The 20,429-nt window shown below is 58.9% G+C and carries 17 protein-coding genes; 10 read left to right on the plus strand and 7 right to left on the minus strand.

What is annotated here, in order from left to right; genetic code table 11:
• The first annotated feature begins 88 nt into the window (after positions 1-88).
• From QN370_RS09940 to QN370_RS09970, 7 genes are all read left to right on the plus strand, one after another.
• Positions 89-2,995 (plus strand): ribonucleoside-diphosphate reductase subunit alpha, encoded by a 2,907-nt coding sequence (locus tag QN370_RS09940; RefSeq protein ID WP_322126312.1) that lies wholly within the window; start codon positions 89-91, stop codon positions 2,993-2,995.
• A gap of 91 nt (positions 2,996-3,086) precedes the next feature.
• Complete coding sequence (locus QN370_RS09945; RefSeq protein ID WP_322126313.1) at positions 3,087-4,247, plus strand: ribonucleotide-diphosphate reductase subunit beta; 1,161 nt, start codon at positions 3,087-3,089, stop codon at positions 4,245-4,247.
• 11 nt (positions 4,248-4,258) lie between these two features.
• Complete coding sequence (locus tag QN370_RS09950) at positions 4,259-4,501, plus strand: hypothetical protein (RefSeq protein ID WP_322126314.1); 243 nt, start codon at positions 4,259-4,261, stop codon at positions 4,499-4,501.
• Between the two features lie 285 nt (positions 4,502-4,786).
• Positions 4,787-5,638 (plus strand): histone, encoded by an 852-nt coding sequence (locus tag QN370_RS09955; RefSeq protein ID WP_322126315.1) that lies wholly within the window; start codon positions 4,787-4,789, stop codon positions 5,636-5,638.
• An 80-nt stretch (positions 5,639-5,718) separates the two neighbouring features.
• A complete protein-coding gene (locus QN370_RS09960) occupies positions 5,719-6,261 on the plus strand; it encodes a YggT family protein (protein WP_322126316.1) in 543 nt (180 codons plus the stop codon).
• Positions 6,261-6,581 carry a DUF167 domain-containing protein gene (locus tag QN370_RS09965; RefSeq protein ID WP_322126317.1) on the plus strand — a complete coding sequence of 107 codons (321 nt, stop codon included), beginning with the start codon at positions 6,261-6,263 and terminating at the stop codon, positions 6,579-6,581. The genes QN370_RS09960 and QN370_RS09965 overlap by 1 nt, the downstream gene beginning before the upstream one ends.
• Before the next feature lie 118 nt (positions 6,582-6,699).
• On the plus strand, positions 6,700-7,017 hold the full coding sequence (locus QN370_RS09970) for a hypothetical protein (RefSeq protein WP_322126318.1): 318 nt from the start codon (positions 6,700-6,702) through the stop codon (positions 7,015-7,017).
• Positions 7,018-7,071: 54 nt separating this feature from the next.
• Here QN370_RS09970 and QN370_RS09975 read toward each other — a convergent pair whose 3' ends face one another.
• From QN370_RS09975 to accB, 5 genes are all read right to left on the minus strand, one after another.
• Entirely contained in the window at positions 7,072-8,004 is a 933-nt protein-coding gene (locus QN370_RS09975; protein WP_322126319.1) for a carbohydrate kinase family protein, read from the minus strand.
• 42 nt (positions 8,005-8,046) lie between these two features.
• The gene (locus QN370_RS09980) at positions 8,047-9,168 is read right to left on the minus strand and encodes a DUF3426 domain-containing protein (protein ID WP_323581716.1); all 1,122 of its coding nucleotides are present in this window, start codon (positions 9,166-9,168) and stop codon (positions 8,047-8,049) included.
• Positions 9,169-9,173: 5 nt separating this feature from the next.
• Positions 9,174-10,097, minus strand: coding sequence for a 50S ribosomal protein L11 methyltransferase (gene prmA / locus QN370_RS09985; RefSeq protein ID WP_322126321.1), 924 nt, complete (start codon positions 10,095-10,097; stop codon positions 9,174-9,176).
• A gap of 9 nt (positions 10,098-10,106) precedes the next feature.
• Positions 10,107-11,492: an acetyl-CoA carboxylase biotin carboxylase subunit gene (accC, locus tag QN370_RS09990; RefSeq protein WP_322126322.1), complete on the minus strand. Its 1,386-nt coding sequence runs from the start codon at positions 11,490-11,492 to the stop codon at positions 10,107-10,109.
• Between the two features lie 84 nt (positions 11,493-11,576).
• On the minus strand, positions 11,577-12,023 hold the full coding sequence (gene accB / locus QN370_RS09995; protein WP_322126323.1) for an acetyl-CoA carboxylase biotin carboxyl carrier protein: 447 nt from the start codon (positions 12,021-12,023) through the stop codon (positions 11,577-11,579).
• 85 nt (positions 12,024-12,108) lie between these two features.
• On the opposite strand from accB, the gene QN370_RS10000 reads away from it, so the two are divergent.
• Positions 12,109-12,252, plus strand: coding sequence for a hypothetical protein (locus QN370_RS10000; RefSeq protein WP_322126324.1), 144 nt, complete (start codon positions 12,109-12,111; stop codon positions 12,250-12,252).
• Between the two features lie 146 nt (positions 12,253-12,398).
• Here the strand turns inward: QN370_RS10000 and QN370_RS10005 are convergent, their stop codons facing one another.
• Together QN370_RS10005 and QN370_RS10010 are read right to left on the minus strand one after the other, a co-directional pair.
• Complete coding sequence (locus QN370_RS10005; protein ID WP_322126325.1) at positions 12,399-12,920, minus strand: TlpA family protein disulfide reductase; 522 nt, start codon at positions 12,918-12,920, stop codon at positions 12,399-12,401.
• Entirely contained in the window at positions 12,917-13,516 is a 600-nt protein-coding gene (locus QN370_RS10010; RefSeq protein WP_322126326.1) for a hypothetical protein, read from the minus strand. Before QN370_RS10010 ends, QN370_RS10005 begins: the two co-directional genes overlap by 4 nt.
• A 225-nt stretch (positions 13,517-13,741) precedes the next feature.
• Between QN370_RS10010 and rpoD the strand changes: the two genes are divergently transcribed.
• Together rpoD and QN370_RS10020 are read left to right on the plus strand one after the other, a co-directional pair.
• Positions 13,742-16,549, plus strand: a complete 2,808-nt coding sequence (gene rpoD / locus QN370_RS10015; RefSeq protein ID WP_322126327.1) for an RNA polymerase sigma factor RpoD — start codon at positions 13,742-13,744, stop codon at positions 16,547-16,549.
• Between the two features lie 120 nt (positions 16,550-16,669).
• Complete coding sequence (locus QN370_RS10020; protein WP_322126328.1) at positions 16,670-20,245, plus strand: EAL domain-containing protein; 3,576 nt, start codon at positions 16,670-16,672, stop codon at positions 20,243-20,245.
• The last annotated feature ends 184 nt before the right edge of the window (positions 20,246-20,429 follow it).

A 20,429-nucleotide genomic window follows, 5' to 3' on the forward strand; every position in this document is an offset into this window, starting at 1 on the left:
AAATACCCAGGGAACCTCCGTGGCCAGGAGGGTCAATTAACCACCGGCGGTAATGTGCCTGCCGCCCGGAATCACGATAAAGGTAACTATGCCAACCTCCTCGAACAACGCTATCAAGTCCCGCTTCGAATTCAGCGCTGCTGCCAACGCGCCCGACGCGCCGCAACAGCAAGCAGCCTTGTCCGACTACCGTATCCTGCGTCGCAACGGGGCAGTGGTCGCGTTTGAACCGTCGAAGATTTCGATCGCTGTCACCAAGGCCTTTCTCGCGGTCAATGGTGGACAGGGTGCGGCGTCAGCACGTGTACGCGAACTCGTCGAGCAACTGACCGCGACGGTTGTCGCGGCACTGGTGCGACGCCAGCCGGCCGGCGGCACCTTCCATATCGAAGACATCCAGGATCAGGTCGAACTGGCACTGATGCGTTCAGGCGAACATGATGTCGCCCGTGCGTATGTGCTGTATCGGGCCAAGCGCATGGAAGAGCGCGCAGTGCAGCAAGCCGCGCGTCCGGCTGCCGCCTCGGTGCAATTGCATGTCACCGAAGACGGCCAGCGTCGCCTGCTCGACATGCAGCAAGTGCACAACCTGATCGACGCCGCCTGTATCGGCCTCGAAAAGCATGTCGATGCCAACGCGATATTCGGCGAGACCGTCAAGAATCTGTACGACGGTGTGCCGGTCGAAGAGCTGCACAAGTCGGCCATTCTGGCGGCGCGTGCGCTGATGGAAAAAGACCCGGCCTACACCACCGTCACGGCGCGCATCCTGATGCATGTGATCCGCAAGGAAGTCTTCGGCAAGGAAGTCGCGCAGGCCGATGCGCAAGCGCATTACCTGGAATACTTCCCGCAATTCATCCGCAAAGGCATTGATGCCGAACTGCTCGACGCAAAGCTGGCCGAGTTCGATCTGACCCGCCTGGCCAAGGCGCTGGTGCCGGACCGCGATCTGCAATTTGGCTACATCGGTCTGCAAACGCTGTACGACCGCTACTTCCTGCATATCCGCGACATCCGCATTGAAATGCCGCAAGCGTTCTACATGCGCGTGGCAATGGGTCTGGCGCTCAACGAAGCCAACCGCGAAGAGCGGGCGATCGAGTTCTATAACCTGCTGTCGAGTTTTGATTTCATGAGTTCGACGCCGACGCTGTTCAACTCCGGTACGCTGCGTTCGCAACTGTCGTCGTGTTATCTGACGACGGTGGCCGATGACCTCGAAGGCATTTACGATGCGATCAAGGACAACGCGCTGCTGGCCAAGTATGCCGGTGGTCTTGGTAATGACTGGACGCCGGTGCGCTCGCTCGGTGCCCACATCAAGGGAACCAACGGCAAATCGCAAGGCGTCGTGCCATTCCTGAAAGTGGTCAATGACACCGCCGTTGCAGTCAATCAGGGCGGCAAGCGCAAGGGCGCGGTGTGCGCGTATCTCGAAACCTGGCACATGGACATCGAGGAATTCCTCGACCTGCGCAAGAACACCGGCGACGATCGCCGCCGCACGCATGACATGAACACGGCCAACTGGATTCCCGACCTGTTCATGAAGCGCGTGATGGAAAAAGGGTCGTGGATGCTGTTTTCGCCAAGCGAAGTGCCGGACCTGCATGACAAGGTCGGCCGTGCGTTTGAAGCAGCCTACACCGGCTACGAAGCGATGGCGGCGCGCGGTGAACTGCGCATGTTCAAGAAAGTCGAAGCGCTCGACCTGTGGCGCAAGATGCTGTCGATGCTGTTTGAAACCGGTCATCCATGGATTACCTTCAAGGACCCGTGCAACATCCGTTCGCCGCAGCAGCATGTCGGCGTCGTGCACAGCTCGAACCTGTGCACCGAGATCACGTTAAATACCAACGAGTCGGAAATCGCGGTCTGTAATCTCGGCTCGGTGAACCTGCCGGCCCACATGAAAGACGGCCAGCTCGATCACGTCAAATTGCAGAAGACTATCCGCATCGCCATGCGCATGCTCGACAACGTCATCGACATCAATTACTACGCCGTGCAAAAGGCGCGCGATTCAAACCTGCGCCATCGTCCGGTCGGTCTCGGCATCATGGGTTTCCAGGATTGCCTGCACATGATGCGCGTGCCGTACGCGTCGGCTGACGCCGTGAACTTTGCCGACAAGTCGATGGAAGCGGTCTGCTATTACGCCTACACCGCCTCGACCGAACTGGCCGAAGAGCGTGGCCAGTACAGTTCGTACAAGGGCTCGTTGTGGGATCGTGGCATCTTGCCGCAGGATTCGCTGAAGCTGCTGATGGAAGAGCGCGGCGGTTACCTCGAAACCGATCTGTCCGAGTCGATGGACTGGACCCCGCTGCGCGCGCGCATCAAACAGTTCGGCATGCGCAATTCAAACTGTGTGGCGATTGCACCGACAGCGACGATTTCAAACATCATCGGCGTTGCCGCGTGTATCGAGCCGACCTACCAGAACCTGTACGTCAAGTCGAACCTGTCGGGCGAATTCACCGAGATCAACGAATACCTTGTGCGCGATTTAAAAGCACGCGATTTATGGGATGAAGTGATGATCTCGGACCTCAAGTACTTTGATGGCAGTCTGGCCCGCATCGATCGCGTGCCGCAGGAATTGCGCGCGATTTATGCGACGGCGTTCGAGATCGAACCGTCGTGGCTGGTCGAGGCCGCATCGCGCCGGCAGAAGTGGATTGACCAGGCGCAATCGCTCAATATTTACATGGCGGGTGCGTCGGGCAAGAAGCTCGACGAGACCTACAAGCTGGCATGGTTGCGCGGTCTGAAGACCACGTATTATTTACGTACGATAGGCGCTACGCACACTGAAAAATCCACCTCCAAAACCGGCTCGCTCAATGCGGTTTCGGCCGACGGTGTCAGCAGCGGCGTGGCACTGAGTGCCTACACCACGGCGGGCAGTGCGGCCGGCGACGTCGACGGACCGTCCTGCGTGCTGCGTCCTGGCGATGACGGTTTTGAAGAGTGTGAGGCGTGTCAATAAATGTGAAAAGAGATGCCGTATCCTCGCCTTCAGGCGATCGGCATCACGCAAGACAATGGTCAGCAAGCTGAACCGGAAAAGGAAAAATACCATGTTGAGTTGGGATGAAGAAGTAACGCCGGCAGTCAATCCTGCCATTCGCAATGCCGTACTGCCGACTGCCGTCCATACCGCTGCAGATGTCGCCCTTGACCCGTCGCTGGTGCCGCAGGACTCCCCGATGCTTGATACGCCCCGCCGCATGAATGCTGCCGACAAGCGCATCATCAACGGCAATACCGACGTCAATCAGCTGGTGCCGTTCAAGTACAAATGGGCCTGGGACAAATACCTGGCCGGTTGTGCCAACCACTGGATGCCGCAAGAGATCAACATGCAGCGCGACATCGAATTGTGGAAAAGTCCGAATGGCCTGACTGACGATGAGCGTCGTCTGGTCAAGCGCAACCTCGGCTTTTTTGTCACTGCCGATTCGCTGGCGGCCAACAATATCGTGCTTGGTACCTATCGCCACATCACCGCGCCGGAATGCCGCCAGTACTTGTTGCGCCAGGCTTTTGAAGAAGCGATTCATACGCATGCCTACCAGTACATCACCGAGTCACTGGGTCTCGACGAAGCTGAAATTTTCAACGCATACCACGAAGTCAAATCGATTCGCGACAAGGACGAGTTCCTGATTCCGTTCATCGATGCGCTGACCGATCCGCTGTTCACCACCGGCACCACCATCAATGACCAGAAATTGCTCAAGTCGCTGATCGTTTTTTCCTGCCTGATGGAAGGGCTGTTTTTCTATGTCGGTTTCGCGCAGATTCTGGCGCTTGGCCGGCAAAATAAAATGGTCGGCGCCGCCGAGCAGTATCAATATATTTTGCGTGATGAATCGATGCACTGTAACTTCGGCATTGATCTGGTCAACACGATCAAGATGGAAAATCCGCATCTGTGGACACCCGAGTTCCGCGACGAAATCAAAGCGTTGTTTTTAACTGCTGTTGAGTTGGAATATCGTTACGCAGAAGATACAATGCCGCGTGGTGTGCTAGGGTTGAACGCGCCGATGTTCAAAGGGTATTTGCGCTTCATCGCCAACCGTCGCGCGCAGCAAATCGGACTTGAGCCGATGTTTGAAAACGAAGAGAATCCGTTTCCGTGGATGAGCGAAATGATCGATCTGAAAAAGGAACGCAATTTCTTCGAGACGCGCGTGATCGAGTATCAGACCGGTGGTGCGCTGAGCTGGGAATAAGTACCAGGGTAGTGGGTCAGCATCAGGAAAAAGCAACATGGGATCTTCAACATTGGCTCATGTCGGCACAGGAAAATCAGGCAGTTGAAAACAAAAAAATCTGTGCCCGCTTTCATCAGGAAAGGCGACAACCAAATTTAATGGACAGCCAAAGACGACCGGAAATTGTTCTGTTGGTGCCGCTGCATCTGGCCTTGCCAGTTGCAGCGGCATGTCTGTTTAAAGTGGTGTCTGCACGTAGTACAACATTCTGACGCTGGCAAGTTTGCCGGCGTTTTTTTTGGCTGTGCAGATCGCGTTCCGCTCGCTCGTCGTGCGGCGCGGTCTCTCGTAGCAGCAAGACGGTGCCGCGGAGTGCATCAGCCAGAAGGTCGAAGTGCTGCATCAGTGAGGAGATGCAGCAGTTCGGCGATACCCTATTCATAAGCGTAAACAGCCGCTGTTTGCGCCGATGAATAACCCGACCTGATCATCGCGCGATGCGCCGGTCGGGTTTAGTCGAAGCAGAATTTTTTCCATCACGTGAAGGAGAAACAAAAATGGCAACAGCACCAAAGAAAGTGGCAGCGAAGTCTGTCGCGAAGAAAGCCGAACCGGCCAAGAAAGCTGTCGCAGCAATCAAGGCCGAAGTGAAAAAAGTCGTCGCCAAGGCGGCGGCAAAACCTGCAGCAAAAAAAGTCGCCGCCGTAGCAAAAGCTGTCGTCGCCAAGCCAGTCGTCAAGAAAGCAGTTGTTGCAGTCAAGGCAGTCGCCAAGAAAGTCGCCGCGAAACCTGTCGCCAAAAAAGAGGTCGTGGTAGCCAAGCCAGCGGCAAAGAAAGTGGCTGCCAAGCCGGTCGCCCAGAAAGTAGCGGTGAAACCAGCTGCGAAATCAGCTATAAAGCCAGCCGCAAAAAAGGCAGTTGCAGTAGCCAAAGTCGTCGCCAAGCCAGTCGCCAAGAAAGCCGTCGCAACGGCCAAACCGGCTGCTAAAAAAGCGGTGCCGGCAAAAGCAGTGGTTGCCAAAAAGCCGGTTGCCAAGGTCGCCGCGAAAGTGGTTGCCAAACCCGCTACCAAGGCGGTGGCAAAACCTGCTGCCAAAGTTGCAGCGAAGCCTGCGGTGAAAGTCGCCGCCAAGCCAGTGGCCAAGGTGACTGCAAAACCAGCAGCGAAAACAGTAGCAAAGCCGGCAGCAAAACCTGCTGCAAAAGTCGTTGCCAAACCGGCCGAAAAGCCAGTTGCAGCGCCTAAAAAAGCAGCAGTGAAAGCGGTTGCAGCAGCGCCTGTCGTTGCACCGAAAAAAGCGCCTGCAGCCAAGAAAGGCGCTGCACCAGTGGTCGTCGCACCGGTCGTCAAGACCGTGTTAAATCCAACTGCTGCCTGGCCATTTCCAACCGGAACACGGCCGTCGTAAAACGCTCCTGATCCGGTTTCAGGCACAATGCCCGTCGTACGACCTCCGTCGTGCAACGGGTTTTTTTTGGAGAGTGCATTTTGTTCACTAGTATTTTCACGCTGATTATCGATACCGTCGCCGGCATGCTTGCCGGTATGTTACTGCTGCGATTCTGGATGCAGGCCATCCGCGTGAGGCCACCCAATCAGGTGGCGCAATTCATTTTTCAATTGACGGACTGGCTGGTCTTGCCGCTGCGCCGCGCGTTGCCAGGGTTGGGCGGGTACGACTGGTCGAGTCTGGTTGGTGCCATCCTGATCGCGCTGCTGGCGACGGGCATCGAAGTGACGCTGGTGGCTGGTTTTGATTTGTCGCTCTTGCTGGTGTTGACGCTGATGCGTGTCGGTCAGTGGATTCTGTACGGTTTCATGGGCATGATCCTGATCAGTGCGGTGTTCAGTTGGGTCAACCCGCATGCGCCGCTGGCACCGTTCGTTGCCTCGCTGTCTGATCCGCTGCTGCGACCGTTGCGACGCATCGTCCCGCTGATCGGGAATATTGACCTCAGTCCGTTGGCCGCGCTGCTGCTACTGCAGATCGCCCTGCGGCTACTGCAAACATTAGGCGGATCGCTGGCCTGATGGCCCAGCCGTCTCATCCGTGGTGCAGCGTGCACGCGGAAGGTATCCGGTTGGCCGTGCAGGTCGCCGCCAATGCCAAAAAAACCGAGGTCATCGGCGTGGCCGACGACCTGCTGAAAATCAAGCTGCATGCGCAGCCGATCGAAGGCAAGGCCAACGACGCGCTGGTACGCTTCATCGCGGCGCAACTGCAGGTGCCGCGCACCGCCGTCAGTGTCACGCACGGGCTCACCAGCAAGCGCAAACTGCTGCTGGTGCGCTCGACTGCGTTGAGTCTCGATGAGGTGCTGCAGGCGCTGTGGCCTGCCGGGTCATCTTGATCGATCCCGTAGGGTGCAATAACCGCAGGGCATTGCACCGAATGCTCTGACTGCGGTAACTGATTCTGTATGCGCTCCGCCACGACCAAGCCGGGGGCGGCCCGGCAGCCGGACCGGCATGCGGTCCCTTCTTTTTGCTTCGCCAAAAAGAAGTAACCAAGAAAAAGGCGACCGCGAGGCGGCTGCCCTTCGGGTTCCCAAAAACGGTAGCCAGCCAAGGGGAGGGTCGCAAACTCGCTACGCTCAGACATGCGCCCCTCTTATCCCTTGTCTGACTACCGTTTTTGGCAGCTGCCTCAATGCGGGACAGGTCAACTGCCACGTCAACATCAACACCAACACCAACACCAACATCAACACCAACATCAACACCAACATCAACATCAACATCAACATCAACATCAACATCAACATCAACATCAACTGCCGGCCGTAGGGTGCAATAACCGCAGGGCATTGCACCGTCTATGCACAACCGCCAGGCCGTTCCTTAGAACCGGTACCCGAACGCCGCCATGAAGCGCTCTTCGATGTCGGCGCGCGAGTCAGTGTGGTTCTGGCCGCCCTGATGGACGATCTTGATCGAGCCCATCAGACTGGCGAGGCGGCCGATGGTCGGCCAGTCGAGGCCATGTGTCAGGCCGAACAGCATGCCGGCACGAAAGGCGTCGCCGCAGCCGGTCGGGTCAATGACTTTTTCAACCGGTACCGGAGGGATGTCGAGCTGCTCACCGCCGACATGGATTTCGGCGCCGTTTTCACCGCGTGTGACCACGAGTGCGTCGACTTGCGTGGCGATCTGCGTCAGGCTCAGGCCGGTGCGCTCGGTCAGCAATTCGGCTTCGTAATCATTGACCGCCACATAGGTGGCCAGTGCAATGAAGTCGCGCAGTTCGGCACCACTGAACATCGGCAGGCCCTGACCCGGATCAAACACGAATGGCACTTCCAGCGCGACGCAGTCGCGTGCATGTTGCAGCATGCCGTCGCGGCCATCCGGTGCGACGATGGCGAGCTTGACGGGGCCGGCTTGCGCCACCTTGTTGAGGTGGGAAAAAGTCATCGCGCCGGGATGGAAGGCGGTGATCTGGTTGCTGTCTGCATCGGTGGTGATGAAGGCTTGGGCGGTCCAGGCATCCTCGATGCCACGGACGCAGCGGGTCGTGATGCCTTGCAGCGCCAGTCGTTCCAGATAGGGCGTGCTGTCCTGACCCACCGTGGCCATGATCAGCGGGTCGCCGCCAAGCAAGCGCAGGTTGTAAGCGATATTGCCGGCGCAGCCACCGAATTCGCGCCGCATGGCCGGCACCAGAAAGGCCACGTTAATCTTGTGTAACTGGTCTGCCAGCAACGCTTCGGCAAAGCGTCCTTCAAACGACATGATGGTGTCGTAAGCCAGCGAGCCGCAAATCAGAGAGGTCATGGAATGGTCCGGAAGTGAGAAAGGGTGGGCGCGGTGGCGCGATCAGGGATAGAACAGGTAGACGCGGTAATTCGAGGCTTTTTTCTGCTGCAGTTCAAACGTGATGTGGGCACTTTGCTCGCTGCTGGCGGCAAAGCCACTGGTGGTCGCAGGTGGTGTCGGCAGGTAGTTGGCGGCGGTGAACACCCGACGACTTACCGGGAGGTTGCTGCTGTCGAGCAGTGTCAGTTCGATGGCCGGCCAGCGTTGCGGCAGAGTGCTGCTGTTACGCAGCAGCAGGTTGAGCGAATAGGTGTTTTTTTTCGGGTCGAGCGTGATCAGTTCGCTCGATTCGATCGATACCTGACTGGCTTGCGCCAGCAGTTCGATACGGCAGCCCCAGAGCATGCACGCGCGCTCGAGTAACGGCTTGCTCGATGGCAGGCGGGCAGCGATCTGGTCACGCAACAAATAGACGGCTTGTCCGAGCGCGGCGATGACTAGCAACATGGCAACGACTACGAGCAACAGGCGGCGGCTGCGAGCGAGACGTTGGCGGCGGCGACCGTGCGTGACGAAGCTCGGTTCTTCCGGCATGTCATCGTAAGCCGGTTCGTCTTCGGCGCTGTCGGGAGAACTGGCGATCTTGCTGCTGCGCCAGGGATGTTGTTGCAACTTGAGGATGGCCTGATCCAGTTCATCCGGTGCGGCGTTGTTGTCGTCGTCATCCTGCCGCGACTTGGCTTTGAGCGGCACGACGAAGTGCTTGTCGGTTGCCGGGGCCGCTGCGATCTGAATGTCTTCCTCGTCGTCATCGTCGACCAGATGCAGCAGCGTCATCCGCTGCAGCGGATCGGTGCTGACAGGTTCGTGATTCGATTTGGCCGGTGGCGTGATGATCGGGTCGAAGGCCGGATAAAACTCGTCGGCGTCAGAGGGCCAGCGCGGTGCAGCGGCCGGCACAGATTTCGCTGCCGGTTCCGCTGCCACCGGCAAGTCCGGCGCGGCGGCTGGCGTGGCTTGCACTTTGGGTGCAGCAGCCTCGCCCGGCCGGAGCAAGTGTTCGATACCGTTGAAGATTTGCTTGCAAGAGCCGCAGCGGACCAGTCCGGCACGCAGTTTGAGCTGGTCGTGCGCGACACGAAATGTCGTCTGGCAGTGCGGACATTGCGTGGCGAGTGCCATTGTTGTCAGCCAGGTGCAGTCAGCTTGCCGGACAGCGCCACCCAGCCTTCGCGTTCGGCCCAGACCGACAGTGACAGGAATGGCGCATAAGCGGCGATGACATCATCAGCCTGTGTGGCCAGCACGCCGGACAGCACCAGTGCGCCCGCGTCGGCCAGATGGGCACACAGCATCGGTGCCATGATGGTCAGCGGACCGGACAGGATATTGGCGACCACGATATCGAAGCGCTGCAGGACATCGCCGTGATGAAATTCATCCGGCAGAAAATAATCGATTTCGCAGTCGTTGCGTTCGCTATTGAAGTTAGCCGATTCGATGGCCTGCGGATCGATATCAACGCCGATCACGGTGGCTGCGCCAAGCTTCCTGGCGACTAACGCCAGGATGCCGGACCCGCAACCGTAATCGAGCACCGACAGGTCTGCTGGTGCATGGACTTCCAGCCACTCCATGCACAGCCGGGTGGTCGGATGACTGCCGGTGCCAAAGGCCAGGCCCGGATCGAGTTCGAGGATCAGACCGTCCGGGTCCGGCGCATCGTGCCAGCTCGGCACGACCCAGATATTGGTACCGATATGGATCGGGGCAAATTGCGACTGGGTCAATCTGACCCAGTCCTGCTCTTCGACGCTGCGCAGTGTGAAGGGCAGGTCGGCGACGGTCAGTGGCAGCGCGGCGATGGTGATGGCTTCAGCAATCAGCGCGGCGGCATCGGACCCGCTGTCGGTCAGTGCCACGACGCGACTGCGTTCCCAGGCGGCCTGTTTCGGTTCCATGCCGGGTTCGCCGAACAGCGGTTGTTCGGCCGCCGTGCCTTCGTCGGCATCCTCGACCGAGACCGACAGCGCACCGGCTTCCATCAGCGCATCGGACAGGCTTTCGGCCTGATCGCGCGCCACTTCAATGACGATTTCTGTCCAGCTCATGGGTTCGCTTTATTTGATGACGGTCGTGACCTTGGCGGTCTTCGGCAAATCCGGCTTGTTGGCCAGTTTCTGTTCCAGATAATGAATGTTGGTGCCGCCCTCAATGAAGCGCGCATCGACCATCAGTTCACGATGCAATGGAATGTTGGTAAGGATGCCTTCAACCACCATTTCTGACAAGGCAATCTGCATCCGCTTGATCGCCTGGTCGCGCGTGGCACCATACGCAATCACCTTGCCGACCATCGAATCGTAATGCGGCGGCACGTAATAGCCGGCGTACGCATGCGAATCAACCCGGATACCGGGACCGCCCGGCGCGTGCCAGGTCAGGATCTTGCCCGGTGAGGGCGTGAACTTGAACGGATCTTCGGCATTGATGCGGCACTCGATCGCATGGCCCTTGAGTTCGATGTCACGCTGGCGGTAACGCAGCTTTTCACCGGCGGCGATGCGAATCTGTTCCTGCACGATGTCGATGCCGGTGATCATTTCGGTGACCGGATGTTCGACCTGCACGCGGGTATTCATTTCGATGAAATAGAACTCGCCGTTTTCGTACAGGAATTCAAACGTACCGGCACCGCGATAACCCATCTTGCGACAGGCTTCTGCGCAGCGGTCACCAATGCGTTCAATGATCTTGCGCGGGATACCGACGGCGGGTGCTTCCTCGATCACTTTCTGGTGGCGGCGCTGCATCGAGCAGTCGCGTTCGCCCAGCCAGACCGCGTTCTTGAAGTCATCCGCGAGGATCTGGATTTCGACGTGACGCGGATTTTCGAGGTACTTTTCCATGTAGACCTCGGGATTGCCAAAGGCAGTCCCGGCTTCGGTCTTGGTCATGGTCACGGCATTGAGCAGCGCCGCTTCGGTATGCACCACGCGCATGCCGCGTCCGCCGCCACCACCGGCAGCCTTGATGATGACCGGATAACCGACCTTGCGGGCGGTCTGAATGATGATCTTCGGATCATCCGGCAAAGCCCCTTCGGAGCCGGGAACGCACGGCACGCCGGCGCGGATCATGGCCTGTTTGGCCGAGACCTTGTCGCCCATCAGCCGGATCGAATCCGAACGCGGACCGATGAAGACAAAGCCGGATTGCTCGACGCGCTCGGCGAAGTCGGCGTTTTCGGACAGGAAGCCATAGCCGGGATGGATGGCTTCGGCATCGGTGACTTCGGCGGCGCTGATGATGGCCGGCATGTTCAGGTAACTCAGCGCCGATGGTGCCGGTCCGATGCAGACCGATTCGTCGGCCAGTTTGACGTACTTGGCGTCGCGGTCGGCTTCGGAATGCACGACCACGGTTTTGATGCCCATTTCGCGGCAGGCACGCTGGATGCGCAAGGCAATTTCGCCGCGATTGGCAATAAGGATTTTTTCAAACATGGCGTCGGCTATCGGTTCTCGGTGTCGTGGAAAGGTGGGAAGCACGTGTGCCGGGCAAGCCGTAACACACTCGGAGGGCTACCGTCAGGCAATCACGAACAGGGGTTGGCCGAATTCGACCGGCTGGCCGTTTTCGACCAGGATATGGGTAATGACACCGACCGCGTCGGCATCGATTTCATTGAGCAGTTTCATCGCTTCGATGATGCACAGCGTGTCGCCTTCCTTCACGTTGGCACCGATCTCGACATAGGCCGGCGTGCCGGGAGCCGACGAGCGATAGAACGTGCCAACCATCGGCGACTTCACGACATGACCAACCGGTTCGTCGTCGGCCGCCACCACTGGCGCGGCGACCGGTGCCACAGCGGCCGGTGCCATGACCTGTTGCGGTTGCATCATCATCATCTGGCCCTGTGCAGCAGGCGTCTTGACGATGCGGACTTTGCTTTCGCCTTCGGTGACTTCGAGTTCGGCGATGTCCGACTCGGCAACCAGGTCGATCAGAGTTTTGAGTTTTCGTAAGTCCATGGTGAACCCCTTGGAATGTTTATCGTGATGCTAATAGATGGGAGCCGGAACAGAAACAACTTAACCGGCAAATAATGGACAAAAAATGAATTCAGAATGCGCGTTTCGCACCGGGCGACCACGCCATGCGCCAGCGCTGGCAAACCGTCTCGATTGCCGTGATGTGCTGCACGATGAGCGGGATCATTGCGGTGTCGCGATCATCAAACACCGTCCGCCCGGCGGGTAGGGTAATGGGTTTTACGCCAGTTCGGGTGTGATTGATTGCGCAGATGCATTTTGTTAGCCATCGAAATTGGTCACTCTGTTTGACGACGATCGCCGCATTTTGCCGTGTAATGACTCCGGGTGGCAAGGAAAACCGGCGCAATCTACTTACAGGCCGGCAATATCACGTCGAACTTCCTGCATGTTCAGACGACCCAGATAGGTCTTGCGGACCTGTCCGTCGCTGCTGATGAGTACCGAAAAAGGCAGGCCGCCGGCCTGATTGCCGAACTGGCGTGTCAGTTCGCTGCCACCCATGCCGCCGACGTACAGCGGATAACTGACCGGCATTTTGAGCGCAAACTCGCGCAGGCTGGTCGGCGAGTCGATGCCGATGCCGATGATATGAACCGGTTTCTCGGCCAGTTCGGTCTGCAGGACTGACAGCTCCGGCATTTCTTCGACGCAGGGCGCACACCAGGTTGCCCAGAAATTGACCAGCAGGACTTTGCCTTTCCATTGTGCCAGCGGCTGAGGCTGTTCTTTCAGGTCGGGCAAGGTCATGCCGAACAGATTGGCGACAGCCGCCGTTTGCGGTGCGGCCGGTGCCATCTTGTGCCAGCCAAACCAGGCACCCGCGCCGGCAAACAGAACACCAGCCAGCAACAGTGCGCTCGTCGATCTTTTCATGGTTCTTCACTTTTCATTAGTTGTCGTAGTGCGGCCAGATCGGCCCGTTCGATTTTGCCGTGATTGCCGCGCAGGTCGTCAGTCGCATGCAGCGACAAGTGGACGCCTTCGTTGCGCCACATGAAACTGACGATTTCGAGCGGGTCGCCGCCTGGTCGCTGGCGAGCGCCTTCCGAGACCTCGAACTGCACGTTCTTGTTGAGCAGATAGATTTCGACGTCCTTGGGACTTTCGGCGAACAGGTGCAGGTGGATGTCGGAATGGTTGCCTGCCGTGCCATTGAGTACGGCACCGACCAGATAGGGTGAAAATTGTTCGAGTTCGGTCATCAGCGCGACAGCCAGTTCGCGCAGATGCAGCAGGCGAGCTGGCTGGGTGTCACCGAAAAACAGTTCATTGTAGAGGCGCACTTCCGCTTCGATTTCGGCATTGTCGGGGAGCACGTCGCCGCGCGGCTTGCTGTTGCCGAGCAGTTGCTTGACGGCCTTGCGTTTGGCCGTGCCGAAGTCGGCACCGTCTTCGGCAATCATGCGCGCGGCAGCGGCGGCGATTTCTGCGCGCAGCAGGTCAGTTTCGGAGGGGTAGCTAATATCCATGAACTGGATGATAACCCGCCAAGCCGTTACTGCGGCGTGGTCCGTCCGTGCCGTGAGACCTGTCCGATTCGACGATTGGCTGAGCACGTCACATCTTTGTTATAATCCGGCCCCTCCTGCTTCGCCATCACTTTTCCTACTACGCACCCGACCGTTCGTAAGCGGAAGCTGTTTTGATCGACGCATCCATTCACGTCGTCACAAATGCAACCCCGAATTCAGAACATGACTCTTCGCATTAAAACGTTAACGTTGAAGCCGCGCATTGCCACGGCCACCCCTGTCGAACCTGCCATCGTGACTGCGCCTGGCGCGCCTGCGGATGGCGAGGTCACGGCCGGGGCCGGGCCGCTGATTGTGGTGCGGCGTTCGCGTCTGGTGCGGCACGATGTGCCGGGGAGTGTGGCGTCCAATGATATTCACGTGGATGTGAACAACGACACCACTCCGGAGCCGGTCGTCCCTCAAGTGCTGCCGGAAACGACAGCGATGGCGGTGCCGGTTCAGCCCGATCCGGTTGTGGAACCTGTTGCGGCTGCAGTCGCTGATCCCGTGATCGAACCGGTCAGCGATTCAGCTGGCGATTCTGCTAACGAGATTCGCGATGCGCAAGCAATCGATGCCGTCGTCACCGCTGTTGAAGAATTCAACGGCGATTTCGCCAGCGCATACGAGGGCGCACCGCAGCCGTCGGGGCCGCCGCCAGTGGTGATCCAGAAGGTATCGCGTCGCGCGGTCGTCATGCCTAAGCTGCCTGCCGCCGTGGTTGAGGTCGCCGTTGAGCCAGCGCCAGCGCAAGTCGTGGTCAAAAAAGTGGCGCGACGTTCCGTCGTGCTGCCGTCGGCCGTGAGCGCGCCGGTGGCCGTGAGTACCGCACCGGTCCATTCGCTGGCACTGGCCAAGAAAACAGCCAAGCTGGCTTCTGCCGTGACCACGACCAGGAAAGTGGTTAGTCCTGCTACACGAACTAGCACCAGCACTAGCACTAGCACCAGCGCCAGCCCCGGCACGACACCGGTCAAGCCGGCAGCGGTGATCGTTACTGCAGCAGCCGTGATGCCGACAATTTCGCCTGCCGTGATCGCCGCCTTTGCTGCGCCGCGCGCGGCCAAAAGTAAAGAAGGCGGATCACGGCAAGCCATTCCGACACCGGCGCTGAGCCTGGCGGAGCAGGAATTGCGTCTCCTGAAAATCAAGACCCTGATCGCCATCGGCAGCGACCGTGGCTACCTGACCCACGCAGAAATCAACGACCATTTGCCTGACGAAGTGGCCGAAGGCGAATCGATGGATCGTATCGTCGCCACCTTCAACGACATGGGCATCGCGGTCTACGAAAAAGCGCCGGATGCCGACACGCTGCTGCTATCCGACAAGGTCGCGTCCAGCCATGACGGTGCCGAAGCGGCGGTCGCTACTGCGCTGTCGTCCATCGATGCTGATTTTGGTCGCACCACTGATCCGACCCGTATGTATCTGCGCGAGATGGGCACCACGCCATTGCTGAGCCGCTCCGAAGAAGTCGAGATCGCCAAGCGCATCGAAGCCGGTCTGGCCGACATGATGCAGGCCATCTCGGCGTGCCCGATGGTGGTGGCCGAATTGCTGGCCGTGGCGCAAAAAATCGCGGCCGATGAAACCGCCATCGATGACGTGGTCGATGGCGAAGCCGATGTGCCTGCCGCCGACGCCACGCAGCCCGAAGCCGAGGTTGAGGTCGCGGAAGAAACCAGTGACACCGATGAGTCCGACGAATCCGATACCGCCGCCGACGTGCTCAGTCAGGCCGACAGCGACATCCTGTCGGCAGCGCAGCTGGCCAACCTGAAGCGAACCAGTCTGGCGCGTTTCGCCACGATTGCGCAGCAGCACGCACTGATGCTGGAAGCCGCCGCCACCGATGGTTTCCTTTGCAGCGCCTACCTCGATGCGCAGGCGATCATCTCCGCTGAAATGCTGCGCCTGCGCTTTACCGCCAAGATGGTCCAGAAGCTCAGTGAATTGCTGAGGATTCAGATGGGGGAAATGCGCGCCATCGAAAAGCAGGTCCTTGACCTGGTAGTCCATCGCGGTGGCATGCCGCGCAGCCTGTTCATCGCGACCTTTCCGGGCAATGAAATCGACCTTGGCTGGATCGATCTGGTCGCGGCCGGACAGCAGCCGTATTGCGTGACACTGGCACGCCAGATTCCGGCCATCAAGGAATTGCAGACCCGTCTGGTGGCACTACAGGAGCGGGTCGGCTTGCCGTTGCCGCAACTGCGCCGCGTCAGCAAGCAAATGTCGACCGGCGAATTGCGCGCCCGTCAGGCCAAGCGCGACATGACCGAGGCCAATTTGCGGCTGGTCGTCTCGATCGCCAAGAAGTACATCAACCGCGGCATGCAATTCCTTGATCTGATCCAGGAAGGCAATATCGGCTTGCTCAAGGCAGTCGATAAATTTGAATACCGGCGCGGCTACAAGTTCTCGACCTATGCGACCTGGTGGATACGTCAGGCGGTCTCGCGCGCGATTGCGGACCAGGCCCGTACGATCCGGGTCCCGGTGCACATGCTCGAAACCGTCAACAAGCTCAACCGGATTGCCCGCCGCATCCTCCAGGAAACCGGTGTCGAAGCCGACCTGCCGACGCTGGCGCTGCACATGGAACTGACCGAACAAAAAGTACGCGAGATCATGAAGATTGCGCGCGAGCCGATTTCGATGGAGTCCCCGGTCGGTGACGACGGCGATTCGCAGCTCGGTGATTTCATTCAGGACAGCACCACCACCGCACCGCTCGAAGCCGCTGTCGATGCCTCGATGCGCACCGCGATCAAGGAAGTGCTGGACGCCTTGCCACCACGCGAAGCGAAAATCCTGCGCATGCGCTATGGGTTGGACACGCAGTCGGACCACACGCTGGAAGAAGTCGGCAAGCAGTTTGAAGTCACGCGTGAACGGATCCGCCAAATTGAAAGCAAGGCGCTGGTCAAGCTGCGTCATCCGTCACGGGCCGACAAGCTGAAGATATTTGTAGAAGGTAACTGACAGGGGGGGCGCGATCGGTGATACTTGCGGCCCCGGCACTGCCGGCTTTGCTAGCGCCTTGCAACTTGTTCCCAACGGATATTCAATGCTCTTGCTGCTGCTGCGACTGTCTCGCTGCGTATGAAAACCTCCCTGCAATTTATCTGGCGTAGCCTCGCTACGATGCTGGGTTTGCGCACCCGCATCGTCGCTGCGGTGCTGCTGACGATGCTGGCGGCGACCGTCAGCGTGACGCTGGTGTCGCTGTCTCTTGGGCGGCAAGAAATGAAAGAGGTCATCGCGACCGAGCAGGGGGCATTGCTGGCCCGTACTGCCGAGCAGATCGACCAGAAATTCGAACGTCGCCTTAACGCGCTGGCATTGCTGGCAAAAAAACTCGCTCAAGATAAGGTCGCTGGTCCTGATGCGCTGCAGCGCTACGTGGAAAGCCAGTCTGAATTATCGGTCTGGTTCGACAATCTGCTGGTGGCGGGAGTCGACGGCACGCTGCTTGCGAACATGAACAGCGCGGACAGTCGTGCAGGGATCAACGTGGCCAGTCGCGAGTATGTCCAGCGCACCCTGTCAACAGGCGCCGGTGTTATTTCCAAGCCGGTGAGCAGCCTCATCACCCATCGCCCACTCGTGCTCATTACTGCGCCGGTATTTGATCCTTCCGGCAAGGTGGTGATGGTGCTCATTGGTAGTATCGAGCTGGAAAAAGCCAATTTCGTCACCGGTCTGGGCAAGGCGCACATTGGAACGTCAGGCTATTTTTTCATCATGACGTCCGATGGCATGTTTGTTTCGCATCCGGATACCAGTCAGATATTGCAATCGGCGCGACCATTTCTGGCAGGTAGTCCAGCACTGGTGCGCGCGCTGGAAAATTTTGAAGGTGCCGTCGAGTCGCCCGATAGCCAGGGTGCCGAAAGTCTTTTTTCATTCCGGCACCTGCACAGCACCAACTGGATCGTCGCATCGGTACAGCCCGCCCGCGAAGCGTTTTCCACCATCGACCGCGCCGAGCGGCGCTCGCTGCTGTTCGTGCTGCTGCTGGCGCTGTGCGTCGGACCGCTGGTCTGGTGGGCGATTGATCGTCAGTTGCGTCCGCTTGACCAGCTTGCCAACCGTATCGATGCAGTGCGGCAGCGACCGTCGCTGGTGATGCTGCCGGCGGTGTATAACGAGACCGAATTCGGTCGGCTGGCGCAGTCATTCGATGAACTGATGCGCGAGCGCTTGCTGGCCGATAGCCGTTATCAGCGCAGCGCCGAAGAATTGCGCGCTGCCACCGACAGCAAGCTCGATGCGTTTTTCATTTTGCAGGCCGAGCGCAACGCCGCCGGTGAAGTGACCGATTTCCGTTTCAGCTACATCAATGACAATGGCTTGCAACTGTTGGGGCTGGCGCGCGAGCAGGTTATTGGCCAACGTCTGTGCGAACTGTTGCCGGTCAACCGGACCGACGGCTTCTTTGACCGTTATGTCCACGTGCTGCAATCGGGCCTCGCACTGCAGGAAGAGTTCGCCATTGACACGCCCGGCATTCAGGCAACCTGGCTGGCGCATCAGGTCACGGCGCTGGCCGATGGCGTCGCGATCACCTCGCGCAATATCAGTCAGCGCAAGCGCGACGAGCTGGAGTTGTCAGCTAATCGTGCTTTTTTGCAATCGCTGATCGATCACTTGCCGGTGATCGTTTATTCGAAAAGCATGCAGGCAGCGACCTATGGCCAGTTCGTGTTGTGGAACAAGGCCGCCGAGCGCATCACCGGATTATCGGCGGCGCTGGTGGTCGGCAAAACGGATCGCGAGCTGTTTGCACCGGACGTTGCCGGCACCTATGAACAGCACGACCGCAATATCCTTGCGCGCCGGACATCCATCACGGTACCGATTCATCCGATTCACCGACCTGACGGTACGCCACGAGTGCTGCGTACCCATTCGCTGCCGGTATTCGATGCGGCGGGTGACGTCGAGTTTGTGCTGGGTATTTCGGAAGACATTACCGAACTGCATGCCGAGCATCTGGCGCTCGAAGCGAGCGAGCAGCGTTTGCGCGTCACCCTCAATTCGATCGGCGATGCCGTCATCACGACCGACATGGCCGCGCGCGTGACCTACCTCAATCCGGTTGCCGAGCGCATGACCGGATGGCCGCTGAAAGAGGCCATGCATAGGCCGCTGACCGAAGTGTTCCGGATATTTCATGGCGACGAGGAGAGCGCGCTAGCTGATCCGGTCGCGCTGGTCATACGCAGCGGTATCGCCAGCAGCACGCCGGGCAGTGTGATGCTGGCCGGGCCGGGCGGCGTGCGCACCGCCATCGAGGACATGGCCGCGCCTATTCGCGACGGGGGCGACGTGATGCTGGGCGTGGTACTGGTGTTCCATGATGTCAGTCAGGCTCATGTGATGGCCGAAAAAATGTCGCATCTGGCCGCGCATGATGCGCTGACAGGACTGCTCAACCGGCGCGAATTCGAGTACCGGCTTGAGCAATCGGTGCTGTCGGCCAGCAGCGGGAGCAAGGAACACACGGTCCTTTATCTCGATCTGGACCAGTTCAAGATCGTCAACGATACCTGCGGCCATGTCGCCGGCGACGAATTGTTGCGCCAGCTAACCACATTGCTGCAAGGAGCGTTGCGACTAAGCGATACGCTGGCGCGGCTCGGCGGCGACGAATTCGGCGTACTGCTTGAAAATTGCACCACTACCCAGGCGCTACGCGTGGCCGAGCAGCTACGCCAGACCGTCAGTGATTTCCATTTCGCCTGGCTCGACAAGTCATTCCCGATTGGCGTGAGTATCGGTCTGGTCACGTTCGGTGCAGGCGTGACAACGCCGGACATCCTGCGCATGGCGGACAGTGCCTGTTATGTGGCCAAGGACAAGGGGCGCAACCGGGTCCACGTGTACACCGAAGAAAATGCCGAGCTGGCCCACCGCAAAGGCCAGATGAGCTGGGTGGCGCGTTTGCAGCAAGCACTCGAGGAAGACCGTTTTGTCCTGTATCGACAGCCAATCATGGCACTTGGTCAGGGCGGTGGCAGCCATGATGAATTGTTGCTGCGCCTGTGCACGGAAGACGGGACGCTGATCCCGCCGATGGCTTTCATTCCGGCGGCCGAGCGCTATGGCCTGATGCCGGCGCTGGACCGCTGGGTGATCCGGCGCGCGCTGGCGACCCACAAGTTGCGTTATCCACCGGGTGGTTTGCCGGCGCTGGTCGCGATCAACTTGTCGGGCACCTCGATTTGTGACGAGAGCTTTCTGCCGTTCGTGCTGGAGCAGTTTGCGCTGACGGGCGTGGCACCGTCGGAAATCTGCTTCGAGATTACCGAGACTGCAGCCATTGCCAATCTGACTGAAGCCACCGTGCTGATCCGTGCACTGAAAGCGATTGGTTGCAAGTTTTCGCTGGATGATTTTGGTAGCGGGATGTCGTCATTTACGTACCTCAAGCATTTGCCGGTCGACTACCTGAAAATCGACGGCAGTTTCGTCAAGGACATGATGGACGATCCGGTCGATCGCGCGATGGTCGAAGCGATCCACCGGATCGGCCATGTGATGGGCTTGCAAACGATCGCAGAATTCGTCGAGAGCGATGCCATCATTGCGGCGCTGCGTGAGATTGGTGTTGATTACGCGCAGGGCTATGCGATTGGCAAGCCGGTGCCATGCGTGTCGTGTTCGGTTTGTTGAGCGCTGCTCCCTTTGCGAATGCCCCAACTAAGTTCGTCAATCGTAGGGTGCAATAACCGAAGGGCATTGCACCGAATGCACAGACTGCGGTTGCTGATTCTGTATGTGCTCCGTCATGACCTAGCCGGGGGCGGCCCGGCAGCCGGTCACTTCTTTTTGCTTCGCCAAAAAGAAGTAACCAAGA

Origin of the sequence: Actimicrobium sp. CCI2.3 (assembly GCF_035019065.1) — a bacterium.
Lineage (GTDB): Bacteria > Pseudomonadota > Gammaproteobacteria > Burkholderiales > Burkholderiaceae_D > Actimicrobium.

What these genes read in the sequence shown, in the direction of transcription:
- QN370_RS09940 (WP_322126312.1), top strand. Translation starts at nt 89, where the DNA reads ATGCCAACCTCCTCGAACAACGCTATCAAGTCCCGCTTCGAATTCAGC.
- QN370_RS09945 (WP_322126313.1), top strand. Translation starts at nt 3,087, where the DNA reads ATGTTGAGTTGGGATGAAGAAGTAACGCCGGCAGTCAATCCTGCCATT.
- QN370_RS09955 (WP_322126315.1), top strand. Translation starts at nt 4,787, where the DNA reads ATGGCAACAGCACCAAAGAAAGTGGCAGCGAAGTCTGTCGCGAAGAAA.
- QN370_RS09965 (WP_322126317.1), top strand. Translation starts at nt 6,261, where the DNA reads ATGGCCCAGCCGTCTCATCCGTGGTGCAGCGTGCACGCGGAAGGTATC.
- QN370_RS09970 (WP_322126318.1), top strand. Translation starts at nt 6,700, where the DNA reads ATGCGGTCCCTTCTTTTTGCTTCGCCAAAAAGAAGTAACCAAGAAAAA.
- QN370_RS09975 (WP_322126319.1), bottom strand. Translation starts at nt 8,004, where the DNA reads ATGACCTCTCTGATTTGCGGCTCGCTGGCTTACGACACCATCATGTCG.
- QN370_RS09980 (WP_323581716.1), bottom strand. Translation starts at nt 9,168, where the DNA reads ATGGCACTCGCCACGCAATGTCCGCACTGCCAGACGACATTTCGTGTC.
- prmA (WP_322126321.1), bottom strand. Translation starts at nt 10,097, where the DNA reads ATGAGCTGGACAGAAATCGTCATTGAAGTGGCGCGCGATCAGGCCGAA.
- accC (WP_322126322.1), bottom strand. Translation starts at nt 11,492, where the DNA reads ATGTTTGAAAAAATCCTTATTGCCAATCGCGGCGAAATTGCCTTGCGC.
- accB (WP_322126323.1), bottom strand. Translation starts at nt 12,023, where the DNA reads ATGGACTTACGAAAACTCAAAACTCTGATCGACCTGGTTGCCGAGTCG.
- QN370_RS10000 (WP_322126324.1), top strand. Translation starts at nt 12,109, where the DNA reads ATGAATTCAGAATGCGCGTTTCGCACCGGGCGACCACGCCATGCGCCA.
- QN370_RS10005 (WP_322126325.1), bottom strand. Translation starts at nt 12,920, where the DNA reads ATGAAAAGATCGACGAGCGCACTGTTGCTGGCTGGTGTTCTGTTTGCC.
- QN370_RS10010 (WP_322126326.1), bottom strand. Translation starts at nt 13,516, where the DNA reads ATGGATATTAGCTACCCCTCCGAAACTGACCTGCTGCGCGCAGAAATC.
- rpoD (WP_322126327.1), top strand. Translation starts at nt 13,742, where the DNA reads ATGACTCTTCGCATTAAAACGTTAACGTTGAAGCCGCGCATTGCCACG.
- QN370_RS10020 (WP_322126328.1), top strand. Translation starts at nt 16,670, where the DNA reads ATGAAAACCTCCCTGCAATTTATCTGGCGTAGCCTCGCTACGATGCTG.